Raw genomic sequence first — 25,383 nt, forward strand, 5'->3', positions numbered from 1 at the left:
CCGGGGCGAACCGCCAGTCAGGACGCCCCCGCGGCGCTCGACTCCCTGACGAAGTGCCCGCGGCAATGAGGACAGCAGAAGCCGTAGGTCCGCCCGTCGCGCTCCAGGATGACCGCCTCGTCCAGCGGCAGCGTGGCGCCGCAGACCGGGTCGACGACCATGCCGTCCGGCGCGTCCGTGGCGGGCCCGGTCTTCGAGTCCTCGATCAGCGCGAGGAAGTCCGAGGAGCGCCACACCCGCCCGCGCAGGCCGTAGCCGCCCTCCGGGAGGCTGATCACGTTCACCACGACGTTCGGCTCGGGGCGGCCCTCCGCCTCCGCGAGTTCGGCGGTTATCCGGGAGACGAGGTGCTCGCTCATCTCCTTGCCCCACAGCCCGACGATGACGTTCACCACATAACAAGGGGCCCGAGAGCCGTCGAGCGGGCTGTCGAGCGCGGTTCCGCCCGCGACCCAGACCTCCTCCTCGCGGACCACCACATGGGAGAGCGAGTCGAGCAGATCCATCACGCCGGGGTCCGCGGCCGCCGTCGTGCCGTCCCCGGCCGACAGCAGACGCCGCGCGGTGAGCCGCCCGGCGAGCACCCGGCGCTCCCAGTCGTCGAACATGCCCTTGGGCACCAGCAACTCGACAAACAACATCGTCACTCCGTCCTTCCCGAGAGGGGTCTCTCGGTGGACAGCCTGCCGCGACGAGTCCTCCGCGTCGTCGCCCCGGGGAGGGCTCTTCCCGCTACCGCGCCGGGCGCAGCGGGCGGACGCGCTTACGCCGTACGGAGTAGCCCGGCCGCCTTCGTGCCTGGTCGCCTTGATGCCCGGCCGCCTTCACGCCTGGTCGCCTTGATGCCCGGCCGCCTTCACGCCTGGTCGCCTTGATGCCCGGCCGCCCGAAGCTCCGGGCTATGCCTGGTCGCCGCGCAGGACGGCGGCCGGGATCGGGATGGCCGGGAAGGGGTTGTCCGGCAGCAGGATCAGCCGGCGCGGCGTGGCGGCGCGCTCCGTGGCGTCCAGGTGCAGCAGGGCGGTGCCGATGCCCGCGGCTCCCACCATGTAACCGGTGTCGGCCGTGACCTCTCCGGGCCGCAGCCGCCGATATGCCTGATACCAGCGGAAACCGGCCTCGTCGCCCGCGGTCGCGCGCCCGATCAGGTCGATCGCGAGCGTGCGCGCGAAGCCGAGGTACGGCTCGTGCCCCGTGGCGGCGTACAGGCCGACGAAACACTCGATCAGCCCGGCGGTGCCGCAGCACAGGCAGGCGACGTCCCAGTGCCCCGGGGGCCGGGCCCCGGGCACGCCGCTCTGCATGATCCCGTGCGCGAGCCGCTCCACCCAGTCGAGATCGCCCGGGTCTCCGGTGACCCGGTGCAGCTCGTAGAACATGCGGGCCACCCCGGCGGAGCCGGAGCAGAAGCCGAGGTAGTGGAGCCGCCGCCCCTGCGGGATGTGGTGCGGCACGAGCGCGCATCTGTCGGTGACCACGCTGACCGCGCGGACGAATCCTGCCCCCCTCCGGGCCGCCTCGAGGAAGCGCTCGTCGCGGGTCACGCCGTACAGGCGGGCGAGCAGGAAAGCGGTGCCCGCCGTGCCGGACAGGAACCCGGGCGTGACGGCGTCCACGGGCAGGTCGGGGATGGCGTCGCCGCCGAAGCGGTGCCCCGGGACGGCGAGCGCCGCGATGCGGTGCCCCGCCTCGATCGCCACCTCCTCGTAGGCCGGGACGCCGAGGATGCCGGCCGCGTGCAGCAGCGCGAGCACGATCCCGCCGTCGCCGCGCTGCGCCGGGTCACCGGTCCAGCCGATGCCGTCGCCGAGCGGGCGGGCGTCGCGGACGAGGCGGTCGGCGGCGGCGCGGGCCGCCCCGAAGACCTCCTCGTCGCCCGTCGCCCACCCCGTCTCCGCCATGGCGAAGACCAGACCGGCGAGCCCGTGGTAGAAGGTCGGGTCGCGCTGCTCCGGCCAGGTGACGGCCAGCCTGCGGGCGCCCGCGAGCGCGTCCTCCAGGTAGGCCTCGTGACCGGTGGCGGCGGCGAGTTCGAGGAAGAACAGCACGACGCCGGCCGCGCCGGCGTAGAGAGACGAGGCGTCACCGGCTCCGGCCGACCGCCCCCGGGGATCGGGGTTGGCCCGCCAGCGCCGTCCGAGGTCGTCGTCCACCGCCGCCGACCGCACCCAGCGCGCGGCCGTGACGGCGGCGGTGACCGGTGTCTCGCGGGGCCAGGCGCTCATCACCCCAGTCTCCCACAAAGCTGGTAGGAAATTAAGGCTTACATGCTTCTATTGGGAAGCCTACGGGCAGTCGCGCACCGATCACACCGTCCGCGCGGGAACGTCCGGGTGACGTGCCTCGGGGACCGGGGCCGGTGACGGCGCCGGCCGGAGTCCCAGCAGCGTCCTGGCGTGGGCGATCGCGGCCGGCGTGTCCGGGAAGACGAGCCCGTCGCGGCGGAGGTGGCCTGCCACTCCCAGGCCGTCGAGCACCTCGTCGTGGCCGGGCCGGATGCCCGACAGCAGCACGGTGATGCCCCTCCCCTCCAGCCGGGTGATCGCGTCGCCGAGGACGCCCGCGCCGGTGGCGTCGATCGTGGACACGCGCGACATCCGCAGGATGACCACCCGCACGTCGGCGACCTCCGACAGCTCCAGCAGGAAGCGGTGGGCCGCGCCGAAGAACAGCGGGCCGTCGAACCGGTAGGCCACGATGTGCTCGGCGAGCAGGCGCCGTTCCTCGTCGCTGTGGTCGCCGGTCTCCAGCGGGACCTGCTCGATCTGCGCGCTGCGCGCGACGGCCCGCAGCGCGAGCACGATCGCGACGCCGACGCCGACCGCGACCGCGGTGACGAGGTCGAAGGCGACGGTGACGGCGAAGGTGAGGATCATCACCGCGGCGTCGCCCCGGGTGGAGCGGGCGATGGCGCGCAGCGAGCCGACCTCGACCATGCGGACCGTCGTGGCCAGCAGCACGCCGGCCAGCGCGGCCAGCGGGATCCGCCCGACGAGGCCGCTCGCGCCGAACACGATGACGGCCAGCACGACGGCGTGCGTGAGGGAGGCCAGGCGCGAGCGCGCGCCCGAGCGGACGTTGACCGCCGTACGGGCGATCGCGGCGGTGGCGGGGATGCCGCCGAAGAGCGGGGAGACGATGTTCGCCAGGCCCTGCCCGAACAGCTCGCGGTCGGGGTCGTGCCGCTCCCCCACGCTCATGCCGTCGGCGACGGAGGCGCACAGCAGGCTTTCCAGCGCGCCGAGGGCGGCCACGGCGAGGGCCGCGGGGAGCAGCGAGGTGACGGAGCCCAGGTCGAGGAAGCTCACCGTCGGCGCGGGCAGCCCGGCCGGCAGGGTTCCGATGCGGGTGACGTCAAGCCCGGTGAGCTCGGCCACGATCGTGGCGGCCACGACCGTGAGGAACGAGAACGGCACCGCGGGCCGCCACCGCGCGCCCAGCAGCATGATCGCGGCGACCACGAGCGCCATCACGATCGGCGCCGGGTGCGGGGTGCGCACGAAGTTCGCCACCGCGTCGCCGGCCGCCTGCCACACGCGTTCGCCCTCGCCGGTCACGCCGAGCGCGGCGGGCACCTGCTGGAGCGCGATGACGACGGCGATGCCCGCCGTGAAGCCCTCGATGACGGGGGTCGGCATGTAGCGGGCGTACCTGCCGACCCTGGCCAGCGCCAGGACGATGAGCACGATCCCGGCGAGCAGGCCGACCGCGAGCACCCCGCCCGGGCCGTGGCTGTGCACGATCGGCACGAGGACGACGGTCATGGCCCCCGTGGGGCCCGACACCTGGAGGTTGCTGCCGCCGAAGACGGCGGCGACCGCGCCCGCGACGACGGCGGTCGCGAGGCCGGCCTGCGCGCCAAGCCCGGAGCCGACCCCGAAGGCCAGCGCGAGTGGCAGGGCCACCACCGCCACCGTGAGCCCGGCGATCAGGTCCCGGCCGGGACTGCGGCGGGCCGGTCGCCAGTCGGCGGGCGAGGGCAGCAGGCCCACGACCCGGTCGTACAACTGCTTGGCCGTGCTGGTCACTCGGCCGCCTCCGCCTGGAGCTCGGCCAGCAGCTCACCCTGGCCGGTGATCATGTCGGTGAGGATCCGCCGGGCCGCCGCGAGCAGGTCCACGATGTCGGGGGTGGCGAGGGAGTAGACCACCGAGCCGCCCTCCCTGACCGCGCCGACCAGGCCGGTACGGCGCAGCACGGCGAGCTGCTGGGACAGGTTCGACGCCTCCACCTCGATCTCGGCGAGCAGTTCGCGGACCGGGCGGGGGCCGTCCCGCAGCAGTTCGAGCACGCGGATGCGCACCGGATGTCCCAGGGTGCGGAAGAAGTCGGCCTTGGCCTGATAAAGCGGAACGGGCATTGGGCTCACTCGGTCTCCCCCGCCGTCTCCACGCTGATGCCGTGGTCGGCGGCCAGACGATTCAGGTTGTCCAGACGGCCCGAGGCGACCTGGACACCGTGCTCGTCGCCGTTCTCCCGCGCCCGCCGCAGGTCCTCGCGCGCCTCCGCGAGCCGGGCACGCAACTCCGCCGTGAACTCCTGCATGTGGTCCTCTCCTCCGTCGGCGGAGTTAAGCATATGCAATATGAAGAATTCTTCAATTCAACAGCCCCGCACCCCGAGGGGCCGGTGCCCGGCTCAGGCGGGATGCGGCGCGAAGGAGCGAAGGTCGCGCCGCAGCGGGTGGCCCGCGGGCACCTCGACCAGCACGATCGGCATGCCGTCGGGATCCTCGATCCACATCTCCACCAGCCCCCACGGCTCAAGCCGGGGCGGCCGGGACACCCGCACCCCCGCCTCCACCAGCCGGTCGTGCTCCTTCTGGACGTCGCGCACCTGCAACCAGAGCGTCGCGTTCTCCCGCACCGCGCCGGAGGCACGCGCGGAGACCTCCAGGAGCCCCTGCCCCAGGAAGAACACCACCCCGGGGTCCTCGGCCGGCCCGAACTCCCGGTTCACGGCCAGGCCCAGGACGTCGCGGTAGAAGCGGCGGCTCTCGGCCCGGTCGGCCGATCGCACGAGTATGCGGCTGCTCAGCACTTCCATGTGACGTGCGTGCCCATCCGGGGCATGCGGTTAAAGGATGAATTGCGGCAAACGACGGCCAAGGCTTCCCGGGCACTTCGTCCCTCCGTCGTACGACGGAGGTCCGTGCCGCCGCGGAGCCGGGAACGGCAGAGTGGTCGCCGACGCCCTTGAGGATCATTGTGGAGGTCCGAATGACCGAAGACACGGCTCCCGCCGGCCTGCCGCGCCTGGACAAGCTCGACCGCGAGGAGTGCCTGCGGCTGATCTCTCCGGGCGGCGTGGGCAGGGTGGCCTTCAACAACCCGACCGGGCCCGTGATCCTGCCGGTCAACTACACGATCGAGCAGGGCTCCGTCCTGTTCCGCACCGCTCTCGGCGGGCCGATGGACGCCGACCTGCGTACGGGGATCGAGGGGGCCGACTTCATGGTGGCCTTCGAGGTGGACCACATCGACGAGAGCACCCGCGAGGGCTGGAGCGTGCTCGTGCGCGGCGGGGCCCACCACATCACGGGCGACGTGAACAAGGACGCCGTGGAATCGTGGGCGGGCGGCGAACGCCCGCTCTACATCCGGATCTCGCCCAACGAGATCACCGGCCGGCGCATCACGCACGCGTGATGGACGCCTGGGTCGTGGCCCGGCCGGGGCCCGTCGCGACTCGGCCGCTGGAGCGCACGGTGCTGCCGGACCCCGTGCCCGGGCCGGGGGAGCTGCTCATCCGCGTCGAGGCGTGCGCGGTCTGCCGCACCGACCTGCACCTCGCCGAGGGCGATCTCCCCCCGAGGCGTCCGCGTACGGTTCCCGGGCACGAGGTCGTGGGACGCGTGGCCGGGCTCGGCCCGGACACGCAGGGGCCGCCGGTCGGCGCCCGCGTGGGCGTGGCCTGGCTGCGCTCGACCTGCGGGCGGTGCCGCTACTGCCGGCGCGGCGCGGAAAACCTGTGCCCCGAGTCCACCTACACGGGCTGGGACGCCGACGGCGGATACGCGGAGCTGCTGACCGCCCCCGCGGCGTACGTCTATCCGCTGCCCGAGGACGTCCCGGCCGAGACGCTCGCCCCGCTGCTGTGCGCGGGGATCATCGGCTATCGCGCGCTGGTCCGCGCCGACCTGCCCCCGGGCGGGCGGCTCGGCGTCTACGGGTTCGGCGCCTCGGCCCATCTGACCGCGCAGATCGCGATCGCCGAGGGCGCGACCGTGCACGTGATGACGAGGTCGGCGGCGGCCAGGGAGCTCGCGCTGCGGCTGGGCGCGGCCTCCGCGGCGGGCAGCGCCGACCCGCCGCCCGAGCCTCTGGACGCGGCCATCCTGTTCGCCCCGGTGGGCGATCTCGTGCCGGTCGCGCTGGCCGCGCTCGACCGGGGCGGCACGCTCGCGGTGGCGGGGATCCACCTCACCGACATCCCGGTGCTGAACTACCAGCGCCACCTGTTCCAGGAGCGGACGCTGCGCAGCGTGACGGCCAACACCCGCGACGACGGGCGGGAGTTCCTGCGGCTCGCGTCCCTCCACCACCCGCGGGTCACGACGACGCCCTATCCCTTCGCCGCCGCCGACCGGGCGCTGGCCGACCTGGCCGCCGACCGCGTGGAGGGGGCGGCGGTCCTGCTCATGGACGGGTGACAGCCAGGGGTGACGCTTATGGACGGGGCGCGGACGGCACCGGCTCCAGGCGGAACAGGCCGCCCTTCACGTACGTGGGGTCGCCGACCGGCCGCGCCGTCCTCCCGGCCAGCGCCATCAGCACGTCGGTGGTGGTGACCAGGCCCCGCAGGACGTCGTCCGGGCCCAGCACGGGGACCGCGCAGCAGTCGGCGTCGGCCATCAGCGCGGCGACCTCGGGCAGCGGGGCGTCCGGGGCGACCCGGGGACAGCGCCGCCCCTGCAGGAGCGTGCGCACCGCCGTCCGGGACTGCTCGGCGGGGCCGCCCGACCAGTGCGCGGCGACGTCCTCCCGCCCGAGCACGCCGACGAGCCGGAAGCAGGCGTCCACGACCGGGAGGTGGTGGACGCCTGCCCGCCACATGAGCTCCCAGGCCATCAGCGGCGACTCCTCCGGCTCCACCGTGACGAGCGTCCGGGTCATCACGTCGGACGCGGTCATCGTCTCGACGCTCATCGGTCCTTCCCGCCCTCCGGGGTCCACCGGGGCGCGCCCGCGGGGACTGCCCGGTCCGCGTCGTCCGTCTCGTAGGTGATGGAGGAGTCGACGTCCACCACGCCGTCCACCTGCCAGACCTCATCGATCAGGGCGCGGACCTGGCGACGCCGCGCCACGCTGCCGGCGAGGTGGACGATCCCGTCCTCGACCCGTACGGAACACTGCGGGGAGTAGCGCGACACCACCGCGATGACGTCGTCGCGGAGGTCCTCCGCGGGCCGGCAGAACGCCCTGATCAGGTCCGACTGTTTGACCAGTCCGGTGATGCGGCCGGTCTCGCCGTCCACGACCGGCAGCTCCTTGATCCTGTTGCGGCGCATCAGGCAGGCCGCCCGCCGCAGCGTGGTGTCCTCGGTGACCGTGATCGCGGGGCTGGTCATGATCTGGGCGGCGGTGCGGCCGCTCGCCTTCCTGCGCTCCCTGCACCGGGACGGCCCCTCGATGATCAGGTCGCCGGGTCGCCGGTCGAGGCTCTTGAGCAGCAGGTCGCTGTCGCTCACCATGCCGATGACGCGCCGGTCCCCGTCCACGACGGGGACCGCCCCCACATGGAAGCGGCACATCGCGGTGACCACGTCGGCGAACGAGGCCGTCGCCTCGACGGCGACGACGAACCGGTTCATGACGTCGCTCACGGTCATCGGCATGGCGGGCCTCCCTCGTCTCCCCCAGCCTTCGCCACGACCGGCCGCGGGGCGACCGGCGAACGTCCCCCTCCCGTGGGACCTATGTCCTCAGGGGTGCCAATCAGGGAAGACCCGCCAGTACCGTGTGAGATGTGCAGAATGCCGCGATCCTCACCGTAGATGACGACCCGTCCGTCTCCCGGGCCGTGGCTCGTGACATCCGCCGCCGATACGGCGACCGCTACCGGGTGATCCGAGCCGAGTCCGGCCCCAGCGCGCTCGACGCGCTGCGCGAGATCAAGCTGCGCGGCGAGCAGGTCGCCGTCCTCCTGGCCGACTATCGGATGCCCCAGATGAACGGCATCGAGTTCCTCGAGGCCGCCATGGACGTCTTCCCGCTGGCGCGCAGAGTGCTGCTGACCGCGTACGCGGACACCGATGCGGCCATCAACGCGATCAACATCGTCGATCTCGACCACTACCTGCTCAAGCCGTGGAACCCGCCGGAGGAGAAGCTCTACCCGGTGCTCGACGCGCTGCTGGAGGCGTGGCTCGCCGCGCCCGCCGTGACGATGCCGGAGACCAAGGTCGTCGGGCACCGCTGGTCGGCGCACTCGTTCGCGGTGCGCGACTTCCTCGCCCGCAACCTCGTGCCGTACCGCTGGCTGCGGGCCGACGAGGCCGAGGGCACCCGCCTGCTGGCCGCCGCCGGGATGAGCGAGGCGGACGTGCCGGTGGTGATCACCACGGACGGCAAGGCCCTGGCGCGGCCCACGGAGGCCGACCTCGCCGCGCACGTGGGTATGGCCACCACCCCCGCCTCGGATCTCTACGACCTCGCCGTGATCGGCGCGGGACCCGCCGGCCTCGGCGCCGCCGTCTATGGCGCGTCCGAGGGACTGCGCACCCTGCTCGTGGAGCAGCGGGCCACCGGCGGCCAGGCCGGGCAGAGCAGCCGGATCGAGAACTACCTGGGCTTTCCCGACGGGGTCTCCGGCGCCCAGCTCACCGACCGCGCCCGCAGGCAGGCGCTGAAGTTCAACACCGAGCTGCTCACCGCCCGCGAGGTCGTCGGCCTCGAACGGAGCGGTTCGGCGACCCTGCTGCACTTCGGCGACGGCACCGCCGTGACGGCGCACACGGTCGTGCTGGCGACCGGCGTGTCATACCGGCTCCTGAACGCGCCCGGCCTGGCCGACCTGACCGGCCGGGGCGTCTTCTACGGCGCGGCCGCCACCGAGGCCCCGAGCTGCGCCGGGGAAGAGGTCTACATCGTCGGCGGGGCCAACTCGGCCGGGCAGGCGGCGGTGCACTTCTCCCGCTACGCCCGCAAGGTGCACGTCCTCATCCGGGGCGAGGACCTCACCCGGTCGATGTCGCGCTATTTGATCGATCAGATCGAGGCCATCCCCTCGATCGAGGTCCATCCGTGTACGCAGGTGGTCGCCGGCGAGGGCCGCGACCATCTGGAGCGCCTGACCCTGTGCGACGGGACGACCGGCCGGACGACCACCGTGCCGGCGTCGTGGCTGTTCGTCTTCATCGGAGCGGAGCCGCGCACCGACTGGCTCGGCGACGTGGTCGCCCGCGACGCCGGCGGCTATGTGCTGACCGGCTCCGACCTGCTCGCCGACGGCCGCCGCCCGGCCGGGTGGACACTGTCCAGGGACCCCTATCACCTGGAGTCGAGCATGCCCGGCGTCTTCGCGGCGGGCGACGTGCGGGCCGGGTCGGTCAAGCGCGTCGCCTCGGCCGTGGGTGAGGGCGCCATGGCGGTCTCACTCGTTCACCGTTATCTGGAGACTCCATGACCGACCATCCCCATGAGCCGACGCTGCCCCCCGACGAGCTGCGCACGCTGTTCCTGTTCGAGGCGCTGGACGACGCGCAGCTCGCCCGGCTGTCGGAGGCGGGGCGGGTCGAGCGACGGCTCGCCGGCACCCTCGTCTACCCGGAGGGCGACCCCGCCACCTGCTTCTTCGTGCTGCTGAACGGCACGGTCGCGATGAGCAGGCGGGTGCAGGGCGACGACGTCGAGGTGAGCCGCACCAGCCAGCGCGGCGTGTACGCCGGCGCCACCCAGGCGTACATCTCCGGCGAGTTCTCCCAGCTCTACCTGAACTCGCTGACCGCGGTCACCGACGCCGAGTTCTTCGTGCTGCCGGCCGAGGTGATCGCCGAATGCGTGCGCGAGTGGTTCCCGATGGCGATGCACCTGCTGGAGGGGTTGTTCCTCGGCATGCGCACCAGCCAGACGATCGTCAGCGAACGGGAGCGGCTGCTCGCGCTCGGCTCGCTGTCGGCCGGACTGACCCACGAGCTGAACAACCCGGCCGCCGCCGCCGTACGGGCGACGTCGGCGCTGCGCGAGCGGGTGGCGGGCATGCGGCACAAGCTCGCCATGATCGCCGACGGGCGGCTGGACGGCAGTCAGCTGCACGACCTGGTGGAGCTCCAGGAGAACGCGGTCAAGCGGTCGGCCTCCGCCCCCGACCTCACGCCGCTGGCGCGCTCCGACGCCGAGGACGCGGTCGCCGACTGGCTGGACGACCACGACATCGTCGGCAGCTGGGACCTGGCGGCGACGCTGGTGGCCGGTGGCCTCGACGCGAGCTGGCTCGACCAGATCGCCGGAGCGGTGGGCGAGGAGAACCTGGAGTCCGCGATCCGATGGCTCACCTACACGGTGGACGCCGAGCTGCTGATGTGCGAGATCGACGACGCGGTCAACCGGATCTCGGGCCTGGTCGCCGCTGCCAAGCAGTACTCCCAGCTCGACCGCGCCCCGTACCAGACGGTCGACGTGCACGACCTGCTCGACGCCACGCTGACCATGATGCAGGGCAAGATCCCCGGGGGCGTCCACACGGTCAAGGACTACGACCGGTCGCTGCCGCTCATCCCGGCGTACGCCGCCGAGCTCAACCAGGTGTGGACCAACCTGATCGACAACGCGCTCGGCGCGATGAACGGCACGGGCACGCTGACCCTCCGCACCCGGCGCAAGGACGGCCACCTGGTCGTCGAGGTCGGCGACACCGGCACCGGCATCTCGCCCGAGGTCCGGCCCCGCATCTTCGAGCCGTTCTTCACCACCAAGCCCGTCGGTGAGGGCACCGGCCTGGGCCTGGACATCTCCTATCGGATCGTGGTCAACAAGCACCACGGGGACATCCGGGTGGACTCACAGCCCGGCGACACCCGGTTCCGGGTCTACCTTCCGCTGGACCAGGCGGCCCCGGAGGCCGTTCGGTAGAGCCGCCCACACGGCCCCGTACAGTGTGGGCATGGGCATGGTCAGCACCGTGGGTCTCGTCCTGCACCCGCAGCGCGACTCCAGGGAGGCGATCGAGACGATCGTCGAGTGGGCGCGCAAGCGGGACTGCGCGGTGCTGGGGCTGCCCGACGAGGTCGGGCGCATCGACTGCAGCGCCATCGCGGTGGACGCCCAGACGCTGGTGAAGCGGTCCGACCTCCTCGTCAGCCTCGGCGGCGACGGCACGATGCTGCGCACGATGCGCCTGATCGCCGGGCGGCCGACCCCCGTCCTCGGGGTCAACCTGGGACGGCTCGGCTTCCTCGCCGAGATCGACGTGGACGAGCTGGCCCCCGCGCTGTCGGCGATCGACGAGCACAGATACACGGTCGAGCCGCGCATGGCCGTCCGGGCGACGAGCCACGACGGCCGGATGGTGACCGCGTTCAACGACATCGCCCTCGTCCGCATCCCCGGCGACGGGCTCGCCGCGGTGTCCGTCTCGGTCTACGGCGAGCCGTTCGTCCGCTACTCCGCCGACGCCGTGATCGTCTCCACCTCGACCGGCTCCACCGCGTACAACTTCTCGGCGGGTGGCCCGATCGTCTCCCCCACGGTCGAGGGTTTCCTCGTCGTCCCGGCCGCCGCCCACTCGGCGTTCAACCGGGCGCTGGTCCTGTCGGCCGACGAGGAGGTGACGCTCGACGTGCTCCCGACCAGCGGACAGCTCGCGCTGGAGGTCGACGGCACCATCGGCGGCCACCTGTGTCCCGGCGACCGGCTCACGGTGACCGCGCTGCGCGCCGCCGCCCGCGTGGTGCGGCTCGGCACGACGACCTTCTACGAGCGAGCCCGCCGCAAGCTCCGCGTGAACGGCAGTGCCGAGGCCGACTGACCGGGCCGGCACGGGTGTGCCGCCCCGGACAACACGTCGGGAGGGTTATAGCAGGCTCTCGATCGCGGCCAGCTCCTCGGCGGTGAGCGCCGGCGCGTCCAGGGCCGCGACGTTCTGCTCGAGCTGGGTGACCGAGCTCGCCCCGATCAGCACGGACGTGACCCGCTGGTCGCGCAGGATCCACGCGAGCGCGAGCTGCGCGAGCGACTGACCGCGCTCCTGGGCGATCTTGTTGAGGCCGCGCAGGGTCTCCAGCAGCTCGGGGGTGAGCCGGTCGCGCTTCAGGAAGTGGCCGATCGCCATCCGGGAGTCCGCCGGCACCGCGCCGTCGAGGTAGCGGCCGGTGAGCAGGCCCTGCGCGAGCGGCGAGTAGGCGATGCACCCCGCCCCGGCCCGCTCCAGCGTGTCCAGCAGGCCGTCCTCGACCCAGCGGTCGAGCATGGAGTAGCGCGGCTGGTGGATCAGCAGCGGCGTGCCCAGCTCGCGCAGCACGGCGGCGGCCCGCTCGGTCTGCTCCGCCGAGTAGTTCGAGATGCCTACATAGAGCGCCTTGCCGGAGCGCACCGCCGTGTCGAGGGCGCCCATCGTCTCCTCGATCGGGGTGTCCGGGTCGGGCCGGTGGGAGTAGAAGACGTCGACGTAGTCGAGGCCCATCCGGCTCAGCGACCGGTCGAGGCTCGCCAGCAGATACTTGCGCGACCCCCACTCGCCGTACGGCCCGGGCCACATGTCGTAGCCCGCCTTGGTCGAGATGAACAGCTCGTCGCGGTAGGGCCGGAAGTCCGCGCGCAGGTGGCGGCCGAAGTTCTCCTCCGCCGAGCCGTACGGCGGGCCGTAGTTGTTGGCCAGGTCGAAGTGGGTGATGCCGAGGTCGAAGGCACGGCGCAGGACGGCGCGCTGCACGTCGAGCGGGTGGCCGTCGCCGAAGTTGTGCCACAGCCCGAGGGAGATCTCGGGGAGCAGCACGCCACTCCTTCCGCTGCGCCGATACCGCATGTCGTCGTATCGAGCGGGGGCGGGGACGTAGGGGTGCGGGGTCATCCGTGGCCTTTCTTGCGCGACTGGGCCGGTCCTTTGCCGCGGCCTTACTCAAGGACTACCAGCTAACCGCACGTGCTCAAGGCTGGCCCACCGCCCCCTGCCCACCGCGCTCTGCCCACCGCGCTCTGCCCACCGCGCTCTGCCCACCGCGCTCTGCCCACCGCGCTCTGCCCACCGGCCCCGGCCCAGTGCCCCCTGCCCACCGGCCCCCTGCCCAGTGCCCCCGGCCCGTGCTCAGCGCACGCCGCGCGGGCGGAACTGCACGCTGATGCGGGCGCCGGTCACCTTCGCCGACTTGGGGATCGCGTGCTCCCAGGTGCGCTGGCAGCTCCCGCCCATGACGATGAGGTCGCCGTGGCCCAGCTCGTGCCGCAGCGCCGGGCCTCCCCCGCCGCGGGGGCGCAGCAGCAGCGGGCGCGGGGTGCCGACCGACACGATCGCGACCATCGTGTCGTGCGTGCTCCCCCGCCCGATGGTGTCGCCGTGCCAGGCGACGCTGTCCCTGCCGTCGCGATAGAGGCACATGCCGGCCGTACGGAACGGCTCGCCGAGCTCCTCCTCGTAGTGGGCGTTGAGCGCGTCCCTCGCCTGCACCAGCACCGGGTCGGGCAGCTCCTCGTCCTCCTCGTAGAACTTCAGCAGGCGCGGCACGTCCACGACCCGGTCGTACATGTGCCTGCGCTCGGCGTGCCAGGGCACCGCCTCAAGCAGGCGTTCGAAGAGCGCGTCGGCCCCCTCGATCCAGTGGGGCCGCACGTCGATCCAGGCGCCGCGCTCCAGGAGAGTGCGGCGCACGGACGAGCCCAGCTCGCCGACATGAACGTCCTCGCCCCAGTCGAGCAACGAAGCCTGGAAAGCCGTCATGGCTACCAGCATATTCAAACATGCATTCGATCATGTCGGGAGCCGAGGGCCGGGTTCGTCAGCGTACGTCGAGGTCGAGGCCCGGCGGCAGGCCGGTGACGGTGGCGCGGCCCGCCGCGTCCACGGCGACGCTCACCTCCGCGCCCGCCACCCGCAGTCCCCGGGCCGACACCGCGCCGAGGGGCGCCCCGGCCATGGGCCGCAGCAGCACCCGCCCGGCCGGCACGTCGGGATAGAGGCCCAGCGCCGCGTGGGTGATCGCCACCGCCGCGGCGGCCGACCACGCCTGGGGACGGCAGGCCGCCGGGTAGGGCATGGGCCTGCCGAAGGCAGGGTGCGGGCCGGCCCCGTCCCCGGCGTACAGCTCGGGCAGCCGGTAGCCGAACGCCTCCCCGGCGGCGAGCAGCCCTTCGGCGAGCCCGGCCGCCTGTGCCGCGAACCCGGCCCTGGCCAGCCCGCCGAGCACGATCGCCGTGTCGTGCGCCCAGATCGAGCCGCAGTGATAGGACAGCGGGCTGAAGCCGCCGTCGCCGGACGACATCGTGCGCAGCCCGTAGCCGCCGCTCATCGCCGGGCCGGCCAGCAGGTCCGCGACCTGGGCCGACTCCGCCTCCGACAGCAGGCCGGTGCCGAGGAGGTGGCCGATGTTGCTGGTCAGCGCGTCCACCGGCCGCTTGTCGATGTCGAGCGCGAGCGCGGGGAAGCGGCCGTTCGGGCCGTCCACCCAGAACCGGGCGCGGAACCGCTCCGACAGCGCGTCGGCGTGCGCGTTCCACCGCGCGGCGCCGGGACGGCCGAACGCCTCCAGCAGCGACGCGGCGTTCCTGGCCGCCTCGTACGCGTAGCCCTGCACCTCCACCAGCGCGATCGGCGGCTTGGCCTGGCTCCCGTCGCGGAACCGGATGGAGTCGCCGGAGTCCTTCCAGCCCTGGTTGGCCAGGCCCCGCTCGGAGGTGTCGATGTATTCCACGAACCCGTCGCCGTCGGGGTCGGCGAAGTCCGCGAGCCAGCCGAGCGCGGCCTCCATGTGCGGCAGCAGCGCCGCGACCTCGCGCTCGGGCATCCCCCACCGCCAGGCGTCGTGCAGGAGGCTGATCCACAGCGGCGTGGCGTCGATCGTGCCGTAGTAGGCCGCGGGCAGCCGCAGGCCGTTGCCCTCGACGGTGAACTCGCGCCGCCGCAGCTCGTGCATGATCTTGCCCGGCGCCTCGCCCGAGGCCGGGTCCACCCGCGTGCCCTGCCGGCGGGCGAGCACCCGCAGCGTGCCGGCGGCGAGGTCGGTGCCGAGCGGCAGCAGCATCCGGGCGGCCCACAGGCTGTCGCGCCCGAAGAGCGTGAGGAACCACGGCACCCCCGCGCCGAGGAAGGTGTCCTCGGGCGCGCCGGTCTCCGCCAGCCGCAGCGACCGCAGGTCTTCGAGCGACTGGTGCAGCAGCCGGGTCAGCCGCCGGTCGGCTGCGGTGACCTCGGGTTTGCTCCACTCCAGCGCCCTGGCCGGGGTGACGACGACGGCGGCGGGGTCGTCCACGACGACCTCCCAGCGCAGCGTCGCCGTCCCGCCCGGGGGCAGGCTCAGCTCCCAGCGCAGCCGCGCGCCGCCGCCGGTCTCCGCGCGGGCGTCCTCGCCCGCGGCCGTGACGCGGATGCCGCCGCTCCGCCACGACAGGCCGCCGCGGCCCGCGCCGTCCGTACGAGCCGGGTCCGGGCCGTCGGGCTCGGCGGGGACGATGTCGCCGCCCGACTTGACCACCTCGATCGGCGCGAAGTCGCAGCCCAGCTCGACGGTGACCGACGCGATCACGGCCACCGTGGCGGTGGAGGTGATCTCCACACGCTCGCTCATGCCGCGCGCGCCGACCTCCCGTACGCGTTCGAGACGCACCGTGGGGTCGGGCTGGGGGTCGCCGAGCCAGCGGGCGAGCGAGACGAACCGGGTGCGCCCGGCCTCCTCGTGCACGTGGCCGATGGCCTCGGGCTCGCGGCCGTTCACGAGCAGCGTCGCCTGCGACAGCGCCCGATGGTCGGCGTGGAAGAGCCCCTGGACGCCGAAGGGGCGGATCTGGCCGTCAGCGCCGCTCAGCGCTCCGGTCGGCGCCATGACGGTGCTGACCAGCTCGTGCAGCGGTGGTTGCAGGCGGTACGCCGCACCGGCGGCGAACTCGCCGCCCGGACCGGGCGTGGCTCCGACGAGCACCGAGGGGCCCTCCTGGATCGAATCGCCCCGGCCTTGACCTTGACATGTGGTCGCCGGGGGTGCACATTGCGAAACATTCGCTTTACTTTGATCGATCTAATCATGCCTTACTCCTCCTTGAACGTTCAAACCCCCAGAAGGGCAGATCATGGCCGAAAAGGTGACAATCGCCGACGTGGCCCGGCTCGCCGGCGTATCACGCCAGACGGTCTCGAACGCCCTGAACAGCCCCGATGTCGTCCGCGAGGAGACCAGGCAGCGGGTGCTGCGCGCGGTTGAGGAGCTGGGCTACCGGGTCAACCAGGCCGCCCGCCAGATGCGCACCGGCCGGTCCCGGCTGATCGCCATCCGGATCGAGCCCGACCGCGACGGCATCAACGGCTCGGTGCTCGACCGCTTCCTGCACGGCCTGACCGAGTCGGCCGCGCGGTCCGGCTACCGGGTGCTGCTCTACACGGCCGACGACGACCGGGCCGAGGTCGACACGTTCGAGGACCTGCTCGGCGCGTACGAGCCCGACGCGTTCGTGCTGACCAGCACCCACCACGGCGACCTGCGTACGGCCTGGCTGCAGGACCACAAGGTGCCGTTCGTCACCTTCGGCCGCCCCTGGAGCGCGGACTCCCCGGAGCACCTGTGGGTGGACGTGGACGGCGCGGCGGGCACGGCCGCCGCCACCCGGCACCTGCTCGACGCGGGCCACCGCGCGATCGGCTTCCTCGGCTGGCCGTCCGGCTCCGGGGTCGGCGACGACCGCCGCGAAGGGTGGGCGCGCACGCTCACCGCGGCGGGCGTCGACCCCACCGGCCTGAGCCGGGCCACCAGCGACGAGGTCGCCGACGGCGAGAAGGCCGCCTACGACCTGCTGCGGTCGGATCTCGGGGTGACCGCGCTGGTGTGCGCCAGCGACTCGCTCGCGCTCGGCGCGCTGCACGCCGCCCGCTCCCCCGGCCTCGCCTGGCGGCCCGGCAGAGGGCCCGGCGGCGGCGCGGCGGAACGGCCGGTCGCGGTGATCGGCTTCGACGACACGCCGGTGGCCAAGGCCGTCGGCCTGACCAGCCTGAGCCAGCCGCTGGCGCAGGCCGCCGCGCACTGCGTGGCGCTCCTCACCACACTCCTCGACGGCCAGGCCGACCCCGGCGAACCGCCGGCGAACGTGCTGCTCGAACCCTCGCTGGTCGTCCGCCAGTCGGCGTGAACCGGCGCGTCATCCCCCTCAACGAAGATCGGGAACTCTCATGAAGAACAGAACCGTACGTACGGCGGTGCTCGGCGCCGCCGGCGCCGCTCTCCTCGCCACGGCCGCCTGCGGCAGCGGTTTCGACGACGACAAGGCGGCCTCTCCCGCCCAGCAGAGCGCCGGCCCTGCCGACCTGCAGATCCTCATCGGCTCCTCGGGCGACGCGGAGACCACCGCGGTGAAGGACGCCGCCGCGGCCTGGGCGAAGAAGTCCGGCTCGACGGCGACCGTGACCCCGGCGCAGGACCTCGCCCAGCAGCTCGGCCAGGCGTTCGCGGGCGACAACCCGCCCGACGTGTTCTACGTGGACGCCTCCCGGTTCGCCGACTACGCCAGCGTGGGCGCGCTGGAGCCGTACGCCGGCAAGCTGTCCGACGCGTCGGACTTCTACCCGAGCCTGCGCGCCACGTTCACGTACAACGGCACGTTCTACTGCGCGCCGAAGGACTTCTCCACCCTCGCCCTCGTGATCAACGACGACATGTGGGCCAAGGCCGGGCTGGGCGAGGGCGACGTGCCCACGACCTGGGACCAGCTCAGGTCGGTGAGCGAGAAGCTCAAGGCCAAGGGCATGACGCCGCTCGCGGTCGCCGACACCCGCGACCGGATCGGCGCGTTCATGGTGCAGGCGGGCGGCTGGATCACCAGCCCCGACGGCAAGCAGGCGACGGCCGACAGCCCCGAGAACCTCACGGCCCTGCAGTACGTCCAGTCGCTGCTCAAGGACAAGCTCGCCCAGTTCCCGAGCCAGCTCGACGCGGGCTGGGGCGGCGAGGCGTTCGGCAAGGGCAAGGCCGCGATGACCATCGAGGGCAACTGGATCAAGGGCGCGCTCAAGGCCGACTTCCCCGACGTGAAATACAGCGTGCACGAGCTTCCGGCCGGCCCCAAGGGCAAGGGCACCCTGTCGTTCACCAACTGCTGGGGCATCTCGGCGAAGAGCAAATTCAAGCAGCAGGCGATCGACTTCGTCGAGGCGATGACCACCGTCGACCAGCAGATGGCCTTCGCCCGGGCCTTCGGGGTCATGCCCTCGCGGCAGTCGGCGAAGGACGCCTACACCCAGGAGTTCCCCGCCGACGCCCCGTTCGTGAACGGCGCCGACTACGCCCAGGGCCCGGTCAACGCGCCGAAGATGGACAGCGTCCTGGCCGACTTCGACACCGGCATCCAGAAGCTCACCTCCAGTGACCCCAAGGCGCTGCTGGAGCGCGTGCAGAAGAACACCCAGGCCGCCCTCGGCTGACGCGGAGGCGGTGCGGGCCCCGGCCGGTCACGGCCGGGGCCCCGCCGACCGGAAGGAGTGACCGTGGCCGACACCGTGGCCGACACCGTGGCCGACACCGCACCCGTCCCCGCGCCCGGCGCCCCACGGGCCCCGCGGCCCGGGCCCCGGCTGAGCGCGGCCGTACGGGAGAACATCGCGGGCTGGCTGTTCGTGGCGCCGGTGGTGGTGATCCTGGGCCTGTTCCTGCTGCTGCCGATCCTGATGGCGATGTGGGTCAGCCTCACCGACTGGAACGGCCAGGGCAGCCCGTTCCGCTCGGGCGTGCCGTTCGTCGGGATGGAGAACTACACCCGGCTGTTCACCGAGGACGGCCTGGCCCGCCAGGACTTCATGACCAGCATCCGCAACAACTTCTACTATGTCGTGATCGTCGTGCCGGCCCAGACGGTGCTGGCGCTGGGGCTCGCCCTGATCGTGAACAGCAGGATGCTGAAGGGAAAGACGTTCTTCCGCGCCGCGTTCTTCTTCCCCTCGGTCACCAGCTCGGTGGCGATCAGCGTGGTGTTCCTGTTCATCTTCGCCAACTCCGGCGCGGTGACCAGCCTGCTGAAGGTGTTCGGGATCGACGGGCCGCAGTGGTTCTCCGACTCGCGGGGCGTGCTCCACCTGCTGCTCGGCGGGCTCGGCCTGGCCGACCCCGACAATCCGCCGGCGGCGCTGACGAGCGGCGGGCCGTTCGGGCTGTCGTGGTGGGAGTGGCTGTCCGGGCCGAGCGTGGCGATGTGCACGATCATCATGCTGGTCGTCTGGACGACGTCGGGCACGTTCATGCTGATGTTCCTGGCCGCGCTCCAGGACATCCCGGTCACGCTGGAGGAGGCCGGCATGCTCGACGGCGCCGGGCGCTGGCAGCGGTTCCGGCACATCACGCTCCCGCTGCTGAAGCCCACGCTGTTCCTGGTGCTGACGCTCGGCCTCATCGCGACCTGGCAGGTCTTCGACCAGGTCTACGTGATGAGCCAGGGCAACCCGGCCAAGACCACCCTCACCCCGGCCTTCCTGTCGTATCAGACGGCCTTCCGCAGCTTCGAGTACGGCTCGGGGACGGCCATCTCGTTCGTGCTGTTCGCCATCATCGTCGTGCTCGCGCTGCTCCAGCGGTGGATCATGCGCGACCGCGACCCCGCCCGCCGTACGAGGAGGTCGTGACCGTGAAACGCCGGGACTCCCGCTCGCTCGCCTCCACCTTCGCGGGCTACTTCGTGCTGGTCTTCTTCGCGCTGGTCTTCCTCTATCCGTTCGTGATCCAGGTCGCGAACTCGTTCAAGACCGAGCCGGACGCCGCGGCCAACGCGCTGTCGCCCGTCCCCCATCCCTTCTCCACCAGCGGTTACGAGAAGGTCTTCCTCAACACCGACCTGCCGCTGTGGCTGGGCAACTCGGTGCTGGTGACGATCCTGGTCACCGCCGGGCGGGTGCTGCTGTGCTCGATGGCCGGGTACGCGCTGGCGCGCATCCGCTTCCGCGGCCGCAAGGCGCTGTTCTCCGCCGTCATCGGGGTCATGGCCGTGCCGCCCGTGGTGCTGTTCGTGCCGAAGTTCCTCGTGCTCAACCAGTTCGGCCTGTACGACAGTTACACGGCGCTGGTGCTGCCCCTGATCGTGGACGCCGCGGGCGTCTTCATCATGAAGCAGTTCTTCGAATCGGTCCCGGTGAGCGTGGAGGAGGCCGCGCGCATCGACGGCGCGGGGGTGTGGCGGACGTTCTGGTCGGTGGTGCTGCCGATGGCGCGACCGGCCCTGATCACCCTCACGATCATCTCCTTCCAGGGGAGCTGGAACGAGTTCGCGCACACCCTCGTGGCGGTGCAGAGCCCGGAGCTGTTCACGCTGCCGCGCGGCATCGCCGACCTGGTCAGCGGCTCGCTCGGCAAGGGCACGCAGTATCCGCTCAAGCTCGGCGCCGCCGTGCTCGCCACCATCCCGGTGGCGGTCATCTTCGTGGTGTTCCAGCGCTACTTCGTACGCGGGGCCAACGAGGGCGCGGAGAAGGGCTGACGGACCGGCCCCATCGCGGACCGGCCCGTCGCGGGCCGGTCCGGTGACCTCGTTCAGCGGCCGTCGGATTTCAGGGGCCGTCCGATCGCCCCGCCACCACCAGCCGCCCTGCGCGGCCAGCAGGTCCCGGCCCACCCTCCACCGTCATCGCGTGGCCGGGCGCGGTGAGGACGAAGCGGTCCGGCCCGCCCCTCGTCGGTCACGCGGTAGACCGTACGTTCCGTCCGTCGGCCCTCTCTGCTGGTCTCCACGGGGACGATGAGCTCCTCGCGGGCCAGCCGGTCGACCGCGTGTAGAGGCTGCGCGGCAGGCCACCGATGTAGTCCCTGTGCGTGTCGATGACGAATCGATGCAGCTCATAGGGGTGCGGGCCGTACCGACAGCAGGGCGAGCACCGTCAGCCCGACCAGGTCCCTGTCCGCCCGTCCCCGCGCCATCGCTCCCCCACCGCCTTTCGCAAGGGAAGCGGGAACTCCTTACCAGACCGGCACACGCAGCCCGGCCGTCGACCCGAGGACTCCCACCCGCCCAGAGCACCGGCACTGGCGCCGAGGGGGCAGCCCGCACCCTCCTTTTTGTGGAGACATTTCCCAATAAAGCGCCAATCGAGCGACATAGCAGGCATCGCCGTCATCGACCTGGCGCTGCAGGTCGATCTCCTGGACGATGGTGGGCTGACCGGGAAGGCCGACGCGCTCTTCTACCTCAGCAAGGAGGCGTTCAAGCGCCGCCTGATAGACGACCTGTGGAAGGCCCGCGCAGCGACGGCCCCGAAATCCCTCGTACGGGTCCTCCTCACTCCGGTGATCCTCGACGCCGTACGGAAGGAGCTGCGGCGGCAGACGGGACACAATGCGGACGAGAAGGAGATCGAGCGCGTCCTCCAGGCGGAGGTACTGCGGCCTGATTTGCTGGCCTGATCTCCTCGTCTGAACAGCGGAGGGTGCGCGCGGATGGATCTGTTCCAGATCAAGTTCCGGGAGTCGGACGATTACCGGCCGGGCACGAAGGGGCACGAACGCCGGTGCACCTGAGGCGGGTCGTCATGCGCGTCGCCGGCCGAGTTCACTGTCACCGATCGCGCAGGCGCCGACAACGGCGCCTGCGCGGTTCACGTCGTCCACTACATCAGGGACCGTCTCCGGCACGGCGGCTGACCGTACCGGAGGGTCCCGGTCACCCGGCGGCGGGGTCGGCGGCGAGCGCGGCGATCAGCTCGGCCTGTGCGTCCAGAGCGGCGGCGAGGGCCTCGGGATCGTCGGCGTCGAGCGTCATCGCGCATCCCATGCGGATCGCTTCGAGGTCCACCGCGCCGCGCCTGGTCGCCCACCAGCGGCCGATGTCCGACCGCCAGATGATCCAGCCGGTATGGACCCGTGCGATGTCCTCCAACGTGGTCATGTCACCCATCTCCAAGCGGCTGCTCGCGGAAGTGGGCCAAGCTAAGCGCTTTTAGAGCGGTTGGAGTATCAGCCAGAGGACGTCCAATCACAGCCAGTAGCCGCGCGAACACGGAATCTCCCGTAGTGTCGGCGTGTCACGCTGACACAGCGTGCTTGCGGTCGTGCGAGGAGGGGTGCGACATGCCGGCCAACCACCGCCATCCGCCGAACCGCCGGCTCGCGTGGGAACGCCTGCAGCGCGGGTGGTCCTACGAGGAGCTGTGCGAGCGCATCCGCGCGTCCATGCGGTCATGCGACGAGAAGGACACCGGCCTGACGGCCAACACGGTGCGACGGTGGGAGACCGGCGAGCGGTGGCCGGATCCGCGTTACCGCAAGCACCTCGTGACGATTTTCGACAAGCCCGCGAGCGAGCTGGGACTGCTCACCCCCGACGAGATGGCCATGCGGCCGGTCACGGAGGTGGTGGACGAGATACGGAGGCTGCTGAGCATGATCGTCGCAGAAGGCATCGACCGCTCCACGTTCCTGCGGGGGATCTTCGGCGCGGGCGTGCTCGCTCCGCTCCTCGGCGAGGGCGGCGAACGTCTTCCCGCGGCGGTGGAACGAGGACGCGGAGTCGACGCCGAGTCGGCCGAGGCGTTCGCCCGGGTCGTCGACAAGCAGGCCGCCCTCTATTGGACCTCGCCGCCGGACGACATCTTCCAGGCGTCGGTCGCGCACACCCGGCTCGGCATGAGCCTGCTGCGTTCGGCGCCGGAGGGAGCGGTCAGGCAGACGCTGGCCGAGGCCGCCGCGCGTTCGGCCCTGCTGTCGGGCAGGGTCGCCTTCTTCGACCTCGATGACGGCCCCACCGCTGCGCGGCTGTACCGGATGGCCCTGTCGGCCACCCGGGAGTGCGGCGACCATCCGCTCGCCGCCGCCGTGCTCGCCCACGCGGCGTTCGTGCCGGGGTTCGCGGGCAACCGTACGGACGCCCTGGGCCTGCTGGACGCGGCGTTCGCGCACGCCTGGCACGGCGTCGGCCCGCTCACCCGGGCGTGGCTGCACTGCGTGGCGTCGGAGATCTCGGCCCGCTGCGGCGAGCCGAAGGAGTGCATGCGCCACATCGACCGCGCCGACCAGATGGTGGACGCGGGCGGCGACGACCCCAAGTGGCTGGACTTCTTCGAGCGGGCGAGGCTCGACGGGTTCGCCGGCTACAGCGCGCTGACGGCGGGCCACCACGAGGAGGCGGCCCGCAGGCTGCGCAAGGCGCTCGACGACCTGGGCCCGAACGGCGGCAAGCAGCGCTCGGTGCTGCTCGCCGACCTCGCCGCCGCCCACGCCCCCACCGACGGCGACCAGGCCGCCGAACATCTCAGGCAGGCGGTCGACGCGCTGGACGACCAGTGGTACGCGATCGGGCATGACCGGGTCCGCCGCGTGCTGCAGGTCCTGCCGCCCGCCGCCCAGACGCGGGCGCTGGACGAACGGCTGACCGACCTCGGCCGGTCGCGGCACCCCGAACTTACGATGTGACGACGGCCCTCCTCACCCGGCCCCCTCACACGACCCCCTCACGCGCCCTATCATCCGGCCCCCTCACGCGCCCCCTCGTCCGGCCCCCTCACACGCCCCCGTCACGCGGCCGTCGGCCAATCGGAGCATTTTATATGACCGGTCGTATACTGACCGCATGGGACGGACCAGCGATGCCAAGGAGAAGATCCTCGGCGCCGCCCGGACGCTCATCGAGCTGCGTGGTTACTCCGCCCTGGGGGTGGCGGAGATCTGCAAGGCGGCCGGTGTGCCCAAGGGCAGCTTCTACTACTTCTTCGAGACCAAGGAAGCCCTCGCTCTGGCGGTCATCGACGAGCACTGGGCCGACCAGGAGCGGGACTGGAGGCGGATCCTGTCCGGCGAGGGGGAGCCGCTGGCACGTCTGCGCCGGCTGTTCGAGGCGACCCAGGCCGTCCAACGTGCCGGGCAGCAGAACTGCGGCACCGTCTCGGGCTGCATGTTCGGCAATCTCACGCTGGAGATGAGCAACCAGACCGAAGCCATCCGCGGACGGCTGCAGGAGATCTTCGAGGCGCAGGTCGACATGATCGAGGCGGTCGTCGTCGAGGCCAAGGCTCGTGGGGATGTCGCCGTGGCCGACACCCGGGAGGCCGCGCGGTCGGTGGTGGCCCAGTTGGAGGGGCACGTTCTGTTCGCCAAGCTCTACAACGACACGCAGCGGCTCGGTCCCCTGTGGGCCAACTGCCTGGCGCTGCTCGGCGCCCGCGCCGAGATGGCCCACGGTCTCTGACCCCCGCCCGTCCAGTAGTAGGCGCTCTCTAGCATGGCAAGCATGGAGCTGCGCCAGTTGCGGTATTTCGTCGCGGTCGCCGAGGAGCTGAACTTCGGCAGAGCCGCCAGGCGCCTGCTCATCGCCGGCCCTTCCCTGTCCCAGCAGATCAAGGCGCTGGAGCGCGACCTGGGCGTGCGCCTGTTCGACCGGGATCGCCGCTCGGTGTCCCTCACCCCCGCCGGTTTCGCCCTGCTGTCCGACGCCCGGGCCCTGCTGGAGCGCGCCGACGACTTCCGGCACCGGGCCCGCCGGCTGGCCGGATCGGAACCGGTGCGGCTCGGCTACGTCAACTGGCTGCCCCCTGACCTGACCGCGCGTACGGCAGCGGCGGCGCAGGTCCACGTCGACGCCTGGGTCGCGCCCTCGCACACCCAGGCCGCCAGGGTCGCCGAAGGCGGCCTGGACCTCGCGATCTGCTGGCTGCGCACCGGCGATCTGGAACGGCACGGCCTGCACGCTCAGCTCATCGGCGCCGACCGCCTCTACGCCGTGGCCACCGGCGGGGACACCACCGAGGTCCCCGCCCGCGAGACCGGCATCCTGCTCGACGCCGACACCACCTCCTGGTCGTCCTGGAACGCGTACGCCGAGGAGCTGGCCGGCGAGACCGGGGCCACCGCGGTCCGCATCTCCGACGGCGGCATCACCGGCCCGGGGTTCTTCGATCACGTGCGCCGCTGCCGCCGTCCGATCGTCAACTCGCCCAAGGGCCAGACCACTCCGTTGCCGCCGGACCTCGTACGGCGCCCGGTCGTCGCGCCGGAGATCTACTGGACCTGGTCGGTGGTGTGGCGCCGCACCGAGGTACGCGGCTCGGTGCTCGCCGTCGTGGAGGCGCTCCGCGCCGACGGCCACTTCGGGATCGACGGCCCGGACGCCTGGCTGCCCAAGGACGATCCGCACCGTCGCCAGGCCAGGCTCGCGGAGCTTTAGGAGTCTGTGCCTATCAGATGGGAGCATTCCGGTTCCGGCTGAGACCTCATGATGCTTTGACTTCGCCTCTCCAGCGGCCTACGTTCACGGTGTGAATAGACGACCGGTTGACTAGTAACCG

The 25,383-nt window shown here is 72.1% G+C and carries 25 protein-coding genes; 13 read left to right on the forward strand and 12 right to left on the reverse strand.

Annotation, left to right across the window (positions count from 1 at the left end; all coding sequences use genetic code 11):
- Positions 1–17: 17 nt before the first annotated feature.
- The 6 genes from OHB01_RS01950 to OHB01_RS01975 all read right to left on the reverse strand — a co-directional run bounded on the left by OHB01_RS01950 (position 18) and on the right by OHB01_RS01975 (position 5,046).
- Positions 18–641, reverse strand: coding sequence for a YHS domain protein (locus OHB01_RS01950; RefSeq protein WP_142645927.1), 624 nt, complete (start codon positions 639–641; stop codon positions 18–20).
- 258 nt (positions 642–899) lie between these two features.
- Positions 900–2,225, reverse strand: a complete 1,326-nt coding sequence (locus tag OHB01_RS01955; protein WP_142645928.1) for a lanthionine synthetase LanC family protein — start codon at positions 2,223–2,225, stop codon at positions 900–902.
- A gap of 81 nt (positions 2,226–2,306) precedes the next feature.
- The gene (locus OHB01_RS01960; protein ID WP_328854867.1) at positions 2,307–4,028 is read right to left on the reverse strand and encodes a SulP family inorganic anion transporter; all 1,722 of its coding nucleotides are present in this window, start codon (positions 4,026–4,028) and stop codon (positions 2,307–2,309) included.
- Positions 4,025–4,360 carry an ArsR/SmtB family transcription factor gene (locus OHB01_RS01965; RefSeq protein ID WP_142645929.1) on the reverse strand — a complete coding sequence of 112 codons (336 nt, stop codon included), beginning with the start codon at positions 4,358–4,360 and terminating at the stop codon, positions 4,025–4,027. The genes OHB01_RS01960 and OHB01_RS01965 overlap by 4 nt, the downstream gene beginning before the upstream one ends.
- A 5-nt stretch (positions 4,361–4,365) precedes the next feature.
- A complete protein-coding gene (locus OHB01_RS01970; RefSeq protein WP_142645930.1) occupies positions 4,366–4,545 on the reverse strand; it encodes a hypothetical protein in 180 nt (59 codons plus the stop codon).
- Positions 4,546–4,638: 93 nt separating this feature from the next.
- Positions 4,639–5,046 carry a VOC family protein gene (locus tag OHB01_RS01975; protein ID WP_142645931.1) on the reverse strand — a complete coding sequence of 136 codons (408 nt, stop codon included), beginning with the start codon at positions 5,044–5,046 and terminating at the stop codon, positions 4,639–4,641.
- Between the two features lie 173 nt (positions 5,047–5,219).
- On the opposite strand from OHB01_RS01975, the gene OHB01_RS01980 reads away from it, so the two are divergent.
- Positions 5,220–5,648: a pyridoxamine 5'-phosphate oxidase family protein gene (locus OHB01_RS01980; RefSeq protein WP_142645932.1), complete on the forward strand. Its 429-nt coding sequence runs from the start codon at positions 5,220–5,222 to the stop codon at positions 5,646–5,648.
- A complete protein-coding gene (locus tag OHB01_RS01985; protein WP_142645933.1) occupies positions 5,648–6,652 on the forward strand; it encodes a zinc-binding alcohol dehydrogenase family protein in 1,005 nt (334 codons plus the stop codon). Before OHB01_RS01980 ends, OHB01_RS01985 begins: the two co-directional genes overlap by 1 nt.
- 16 nt (positions 6,653–6,668) lie before the next feature.
- On the opposite strand, the gene OHB01_RS01990 is transcribed toward OHB01_RS01985, so the two are convergent.
- The gene (locus OHB01_RS01990; RefSeq protein ID WP_142645934.1) at positions 6,669–7,148 is read right to left on the reverse strand and encodes an HPP family protein; all 480 of its coding nucleotides are present in this window, start codon (positions 7,146–7,148) and stop codon (positions 6,669–6,671) included.
- Positions 7,145–7,837, reverse strand: coding sequence for a CBS domain-containing protein (locus OHB01_RS01995; protein ID WP_142645935.1), 693 nt, complete (start codon positions 7,835–7,837; stop codon positions 7,145–7,147). The genes OHB01_RS01990 and OHB01_RS01995 overlap by 4 nt, the downstream gene beginning before the upstream one ends.
- Positions 7,838–7,968: 131 nt before the next feature.
- On the opposite strand from OHB01_RS01995, the gene OHB01_RS02000 reads away from it, so the two are divergent.
- From OHB01_RS02000 to OHB01_RS02010, 3 genes are read left to right on the forward strand one after another with little or no spacing between them, the layout of a single operon-like run.
- On the forward strand, positions 7,969–9,627 hold the full coding sequence (locus OHB01_RS02000; RefSeq protein WP_142645936.1) for an FAD-dependent oxidoreductase: 1,659 nt from the start codon (positions 7,969–7,971) through the stop codon (positions 9,625–9,627).
- The gene (locus OHB01_RS02005) at positions 9,624–11,072 is read left to right on the forward strand and encodes an ATP-binding protein (protein ID WP_142645937.1); all 1,449 of its coding nucleotides are present in this window, start codon (positions 9,624–9,626) and stop codon (positions 11,070–11,072) included. Before OHB01_RS02000 ends, OHB01_RS02005 begins: the two co-directional genes overlap by 4 nt.
- A 31-nt stretch (positions 11,073–11,103) precedes the next feature.
- A complete protein-coding gene (locus tag OHB01_RS02010) occupies positions 11,104–11,967 on the forward strand; it encodes an NAD(+)/NADH kinase (RefSeq protein WP_168065698.1) in 864 nt (287 codons plus the stop codon).
- Positions 11,968–12,012: 45 nt separating this feature from the next.
- Here the strand turns inward: OHB01_RS02010 and mgrA are convergent, their stop codons facing one another.
- The 3 genes from mgrA to OHB01_RS02025 all read right to left on the reverse strand — a co-directional run bounded on the left by mgrA (position 12,013) and on the right by OHB01_RS02025 (position 16,066).
- A complete protein-coding gene (mgrA, locus tag OHB01_RS02015) occupies positions 12,013–13,008 on the reverse strand; it encodes an L-glyceraldehyde 3-phosphate reductase (protein WP_142645938.1) in 996 nt (331 codons plus the stop codon).
- 234 nt (positions 13,009–13,242) lie between these two features.
- Positions 13,243–13,872, reverse strand: a complete 630-nt coding sequence (locus OHB01_RS02020) for an alpha-ketoglutarate-dependent dioxygenase AlkB (protein ID WP_142645939.1) — start codon at positions 13,870–13,872, stop codon at positions 13,243–13,245.
- A 58-nt stretch (positions 13,873–13,930) separates the two neighbouring features.
- A complete protein-coding gene (locus tag OHB01_RS02025; RefSeq protein ID WP_260617139.1) occupies positions 13,931–16,066 on the reverse strand; it encodes a glycogen debranching N-terminal domain-containing protein in 2,136 nt (711 codons plus the stop codon).
- A gap of 160 nt (positions 16,067–16,226) precedes the next feature.
- Here OHB01_RS02025 and OHB01_RS02030 point away from each other — a divergent pair, with 160 nt between their 5' ends.
- From OHB01_RS02030 to OHB01_RS02050, 5 genes are all read left to right on the forward strand, one after another.
- Positions 16,227–17,264, forward strand: coding sequence for a LacI family DNA-binding transcriptional regulator (locus tag OHB01_RS02030; protein WP_328854868.1), 1,038 nt, complete (start codon positions 16,227–16,229; stop codon positions 17,262–17,264).
- A 40-nt stretch (positions 17,265–17,304) separates the two neighbouring features.
- Positions 17,305–18,552, forward strand: a complete 1,248-nt coding sequence (locus OHB01_RS02035) for an extracellular solute-binding protein (protein ID WP_147943444.1) — start codon at positions 17,305–17,307, stop codon at positions 18,550–18,552.
- Between the two features lie 63 nt (positions 18,553–18,615).
- Complete coding sequence (locus tag OHB01_RS02040) at positions 18,616–19,743, forward strand: sugar ABC transporter permease (protein ID WP_328709330.1); 1,128 nt, start codon at positions 18,616–18,618, stop codon at positions 19,741–19,743.
- Positions 19,740–20,591, forward strand: a complete 852-nt coding sequence (locus OHB01_RS02045; protein WP_260617141.1) for a carbohydrate ABC transporter permease — start codon at positions 19,740–19,742, stop codon at positions 20,589–20,591. The genes OHB01_RS02040 and OHB01_RS02045 overlap by 4 nt, the downstream gene beginning before the upstream one ends.
- 575 nt (positions 20,592–21,166) lie before the next feature.
- Positions 21,167–21,511 carry a hypothetical protein gene (locus tag OHB01_RS02050; protein WP_142645943.1) on the forward strand — a complete coding sequence of 115 codons (345 nt, stop codon included), beginning with the start codon at positions 21,167–21,169 and terminating at the stop codon, positions 21,509–21,511.
- Between the two features lie 256 nt (positions 21,512–21,767).
- Here the strand turns inward: OHB01_RS02050 and OHB01_RS02055 are convergent, their stop codons facing one another.
- Positions 21,768–21,992 carry a hypothetical protein gene (locus OHB01_RS02055; protein ID WP_142645944.1) on the reverse strand — a complete coding sequence of 75 codons (225 nt, stop codon included), beginning with the start codon at positions 21,990–21,992 and terminating at the stop codon, positions 21,768–21,770.
- Positions 21,993–22,174: 182 nt separating this feature from the next.
- Between OHB01_RS02055 and OHB01_RS02060 the strand changes: the two genes are divergently transcribed.
- From OHB01_RS02060 to OHB01_RS02070, 3 genes are all read left to right on the forward strand, one after another.
- Positions 22,175–23,515: a helix-turn-helix domain-containing protein gene (locus OHB01_RS02060; protein ID WP_142645945.1), complete on the forward strand. Its 1,341-nt coding sequence runs from the start codon at positions 22,175–22,177 to the stop codon at positions 23,513–23,515.
- Between the two features lie 157 nt (positions 23,516–23,672).
- The gene (locus tag OHB01_RS02065) at positions 23,673–24,287 is read left to right on the forward strand and encodes a TetR/AcrR family transcriptional regulator (protein ID WP_142645946.1); all 615 of its coding nucleotides are present in this window, start codon (positions 23,673–23,675) and stop codon (positions 24,285–24,287) included.
- A gap of 42 nt (positions 24,288–24,329) precedes the next feature.
- Positions 24,330–25,262, forward strand: a complete 933-nt coding sequence (locus OHB01_RS02070; protein WP_185948929.1) for a LysR family transcriptional regulator — start codon at positions 24,330–24,332, stop codon at positions 25,260–25,262.
- The last annotated feature ends 121 nt before the right edge of the window (positions 25,263–25,383 follow it).

Origin of the sequence: Microbispora hainanensis, from assembly GCF_036186745.1 — a bacterium.
Lineage (GTDB): Bacteria > Actinomycetota > Actinomycetes > Streptosporangiales > Streptosporangiaceae > Microbispora.

Bases quoted from the DNA above. Each gene is read 5' to 3' on its own strand.
- OHB01_RS01950 (WP_142645927.1), bottom strand. From the start codon at position 641: ATGTTGTTTGTCGAGTTGCTGGTGCCCAAGGGCATGTTCGACGACTGG.
- OHB01_RS01955 (WP_142645928.1), bottom strand. From the start codon at position 2,225: ATGAGCGCCTGGCCCCGCGAGACACCGGTCACCGCCGCCGTCACGGCC.
- OHB01_RS01965 (WP_142645929.1), bottom strand. From the start codon at position 4,360: ATGCCCGTTCCGCTTTATCAGGCCAAGGCCGACTTCTTCCGCACCCTG.
- OHB01_RS01970 (WP_142645930.1), bottom strand. From the start codon at position 4,545: ATGCAGGAGTTCACGGCGGAGTTGCGTGCCCGGCTCGCGGAGGCGCGC.
- OHB01_RS01975 (WP_142645931.1), bottom strand. From the start codon at position 5,046: ATGGAAGTGCTGAGCAGCCGCATACTCGTGCGATCGGCCGACCGGGCC.
- OHB01_RS01980 (WP_142645932.1), top strand. From the start codon at position 5,220: ATGACCGAAGACACGGCTCCCGCCGGCCTGCCGCGCCTGGACAAGCTC.
- OHB01_RS01985 (WP_142645933.1), top strand. From the start codon at position 5,648: ATGGACGCCTGGGTCGTGGCCCGGCCGGGGCCCGTCGCGACTCGGCCG.
- OHB01_RS01990 (WP_142645934.1), bottom strand. From the start codon at position 7,148: ATGAGCGTCGAGACGATGACCGCGTCCGACGTGATGACCCGGACGCTC.
- OHB01_RS01995 (WP_142645935.1), bottom strand. From the start codon at position 7,837: ATGCCGATGACCGTGAGCGACGTCATGAACCGGTTCGTCGTCGCCGTC.
- OHB01_RS02005 (WP_142645937.1), top strand. From the start codon at position 9,624: ATGACCGACCATCCCCATGAGCCGACGCTGCCCCCCGACGAGCTGCGC.
- OHB01_RS02010 (WP_168065698.1), top strand. From the start codon at position 11,104: ATGGGCATGGTCAGCACCGTGGGTCTCGTCCTGCACCCGCAGCGCGAC.
- mgrA (WP_142645938.1), bottom strand. From the start codon at position 13,008: ATGACCCCGCACCCCTACGTCCCCGCCCCCGCTCGATACGACGACATG.
- OHB01_RS02020 (WP_142645939.1), bottom strand. From the start codon at position 13,872: ATGACGGCTTTCCAGGCTTCGTTGCTCGACTGGGGCGAGGACGTTCAT.
- OHB01_RS02035 (WP_147943444.1), top strand. From the start codon at position 17,305: ATGAAGAACAGAACCGTACGTACGGCGGTGCTCGGCGCCGCCGGCGCC.
- OHB01_RS02055 (WP_142645944.1), bottom strand. From the start codon at position 21,992: ATGACCACGTTGGAGGACATCGCACGGGTCCATACCGGCTGGATCATC.
- OHB01_RS02060 (WP_142645945.1), top strand. From the start codon at position 22,175: ATGCCGGCCAACCACCGCCATCCGCCGAACCGCCGGCTCGCGTGGGAA.
- OHB01_RS02065 (WP_142645946.1), top strand. From the start codon at position 23,673: ATGGGACGGACCAGCGATGCCAAGGAGAAGATCCTCGGCGCCGCCCGG.
- OHB01_RS02070 (WP_185948929.1), top strand. From the start codon at position 24,330: ATGGAGCTGCGCCAGTTGCGGTATTTCGTCGCGGTCGCCGAGGAGCTG.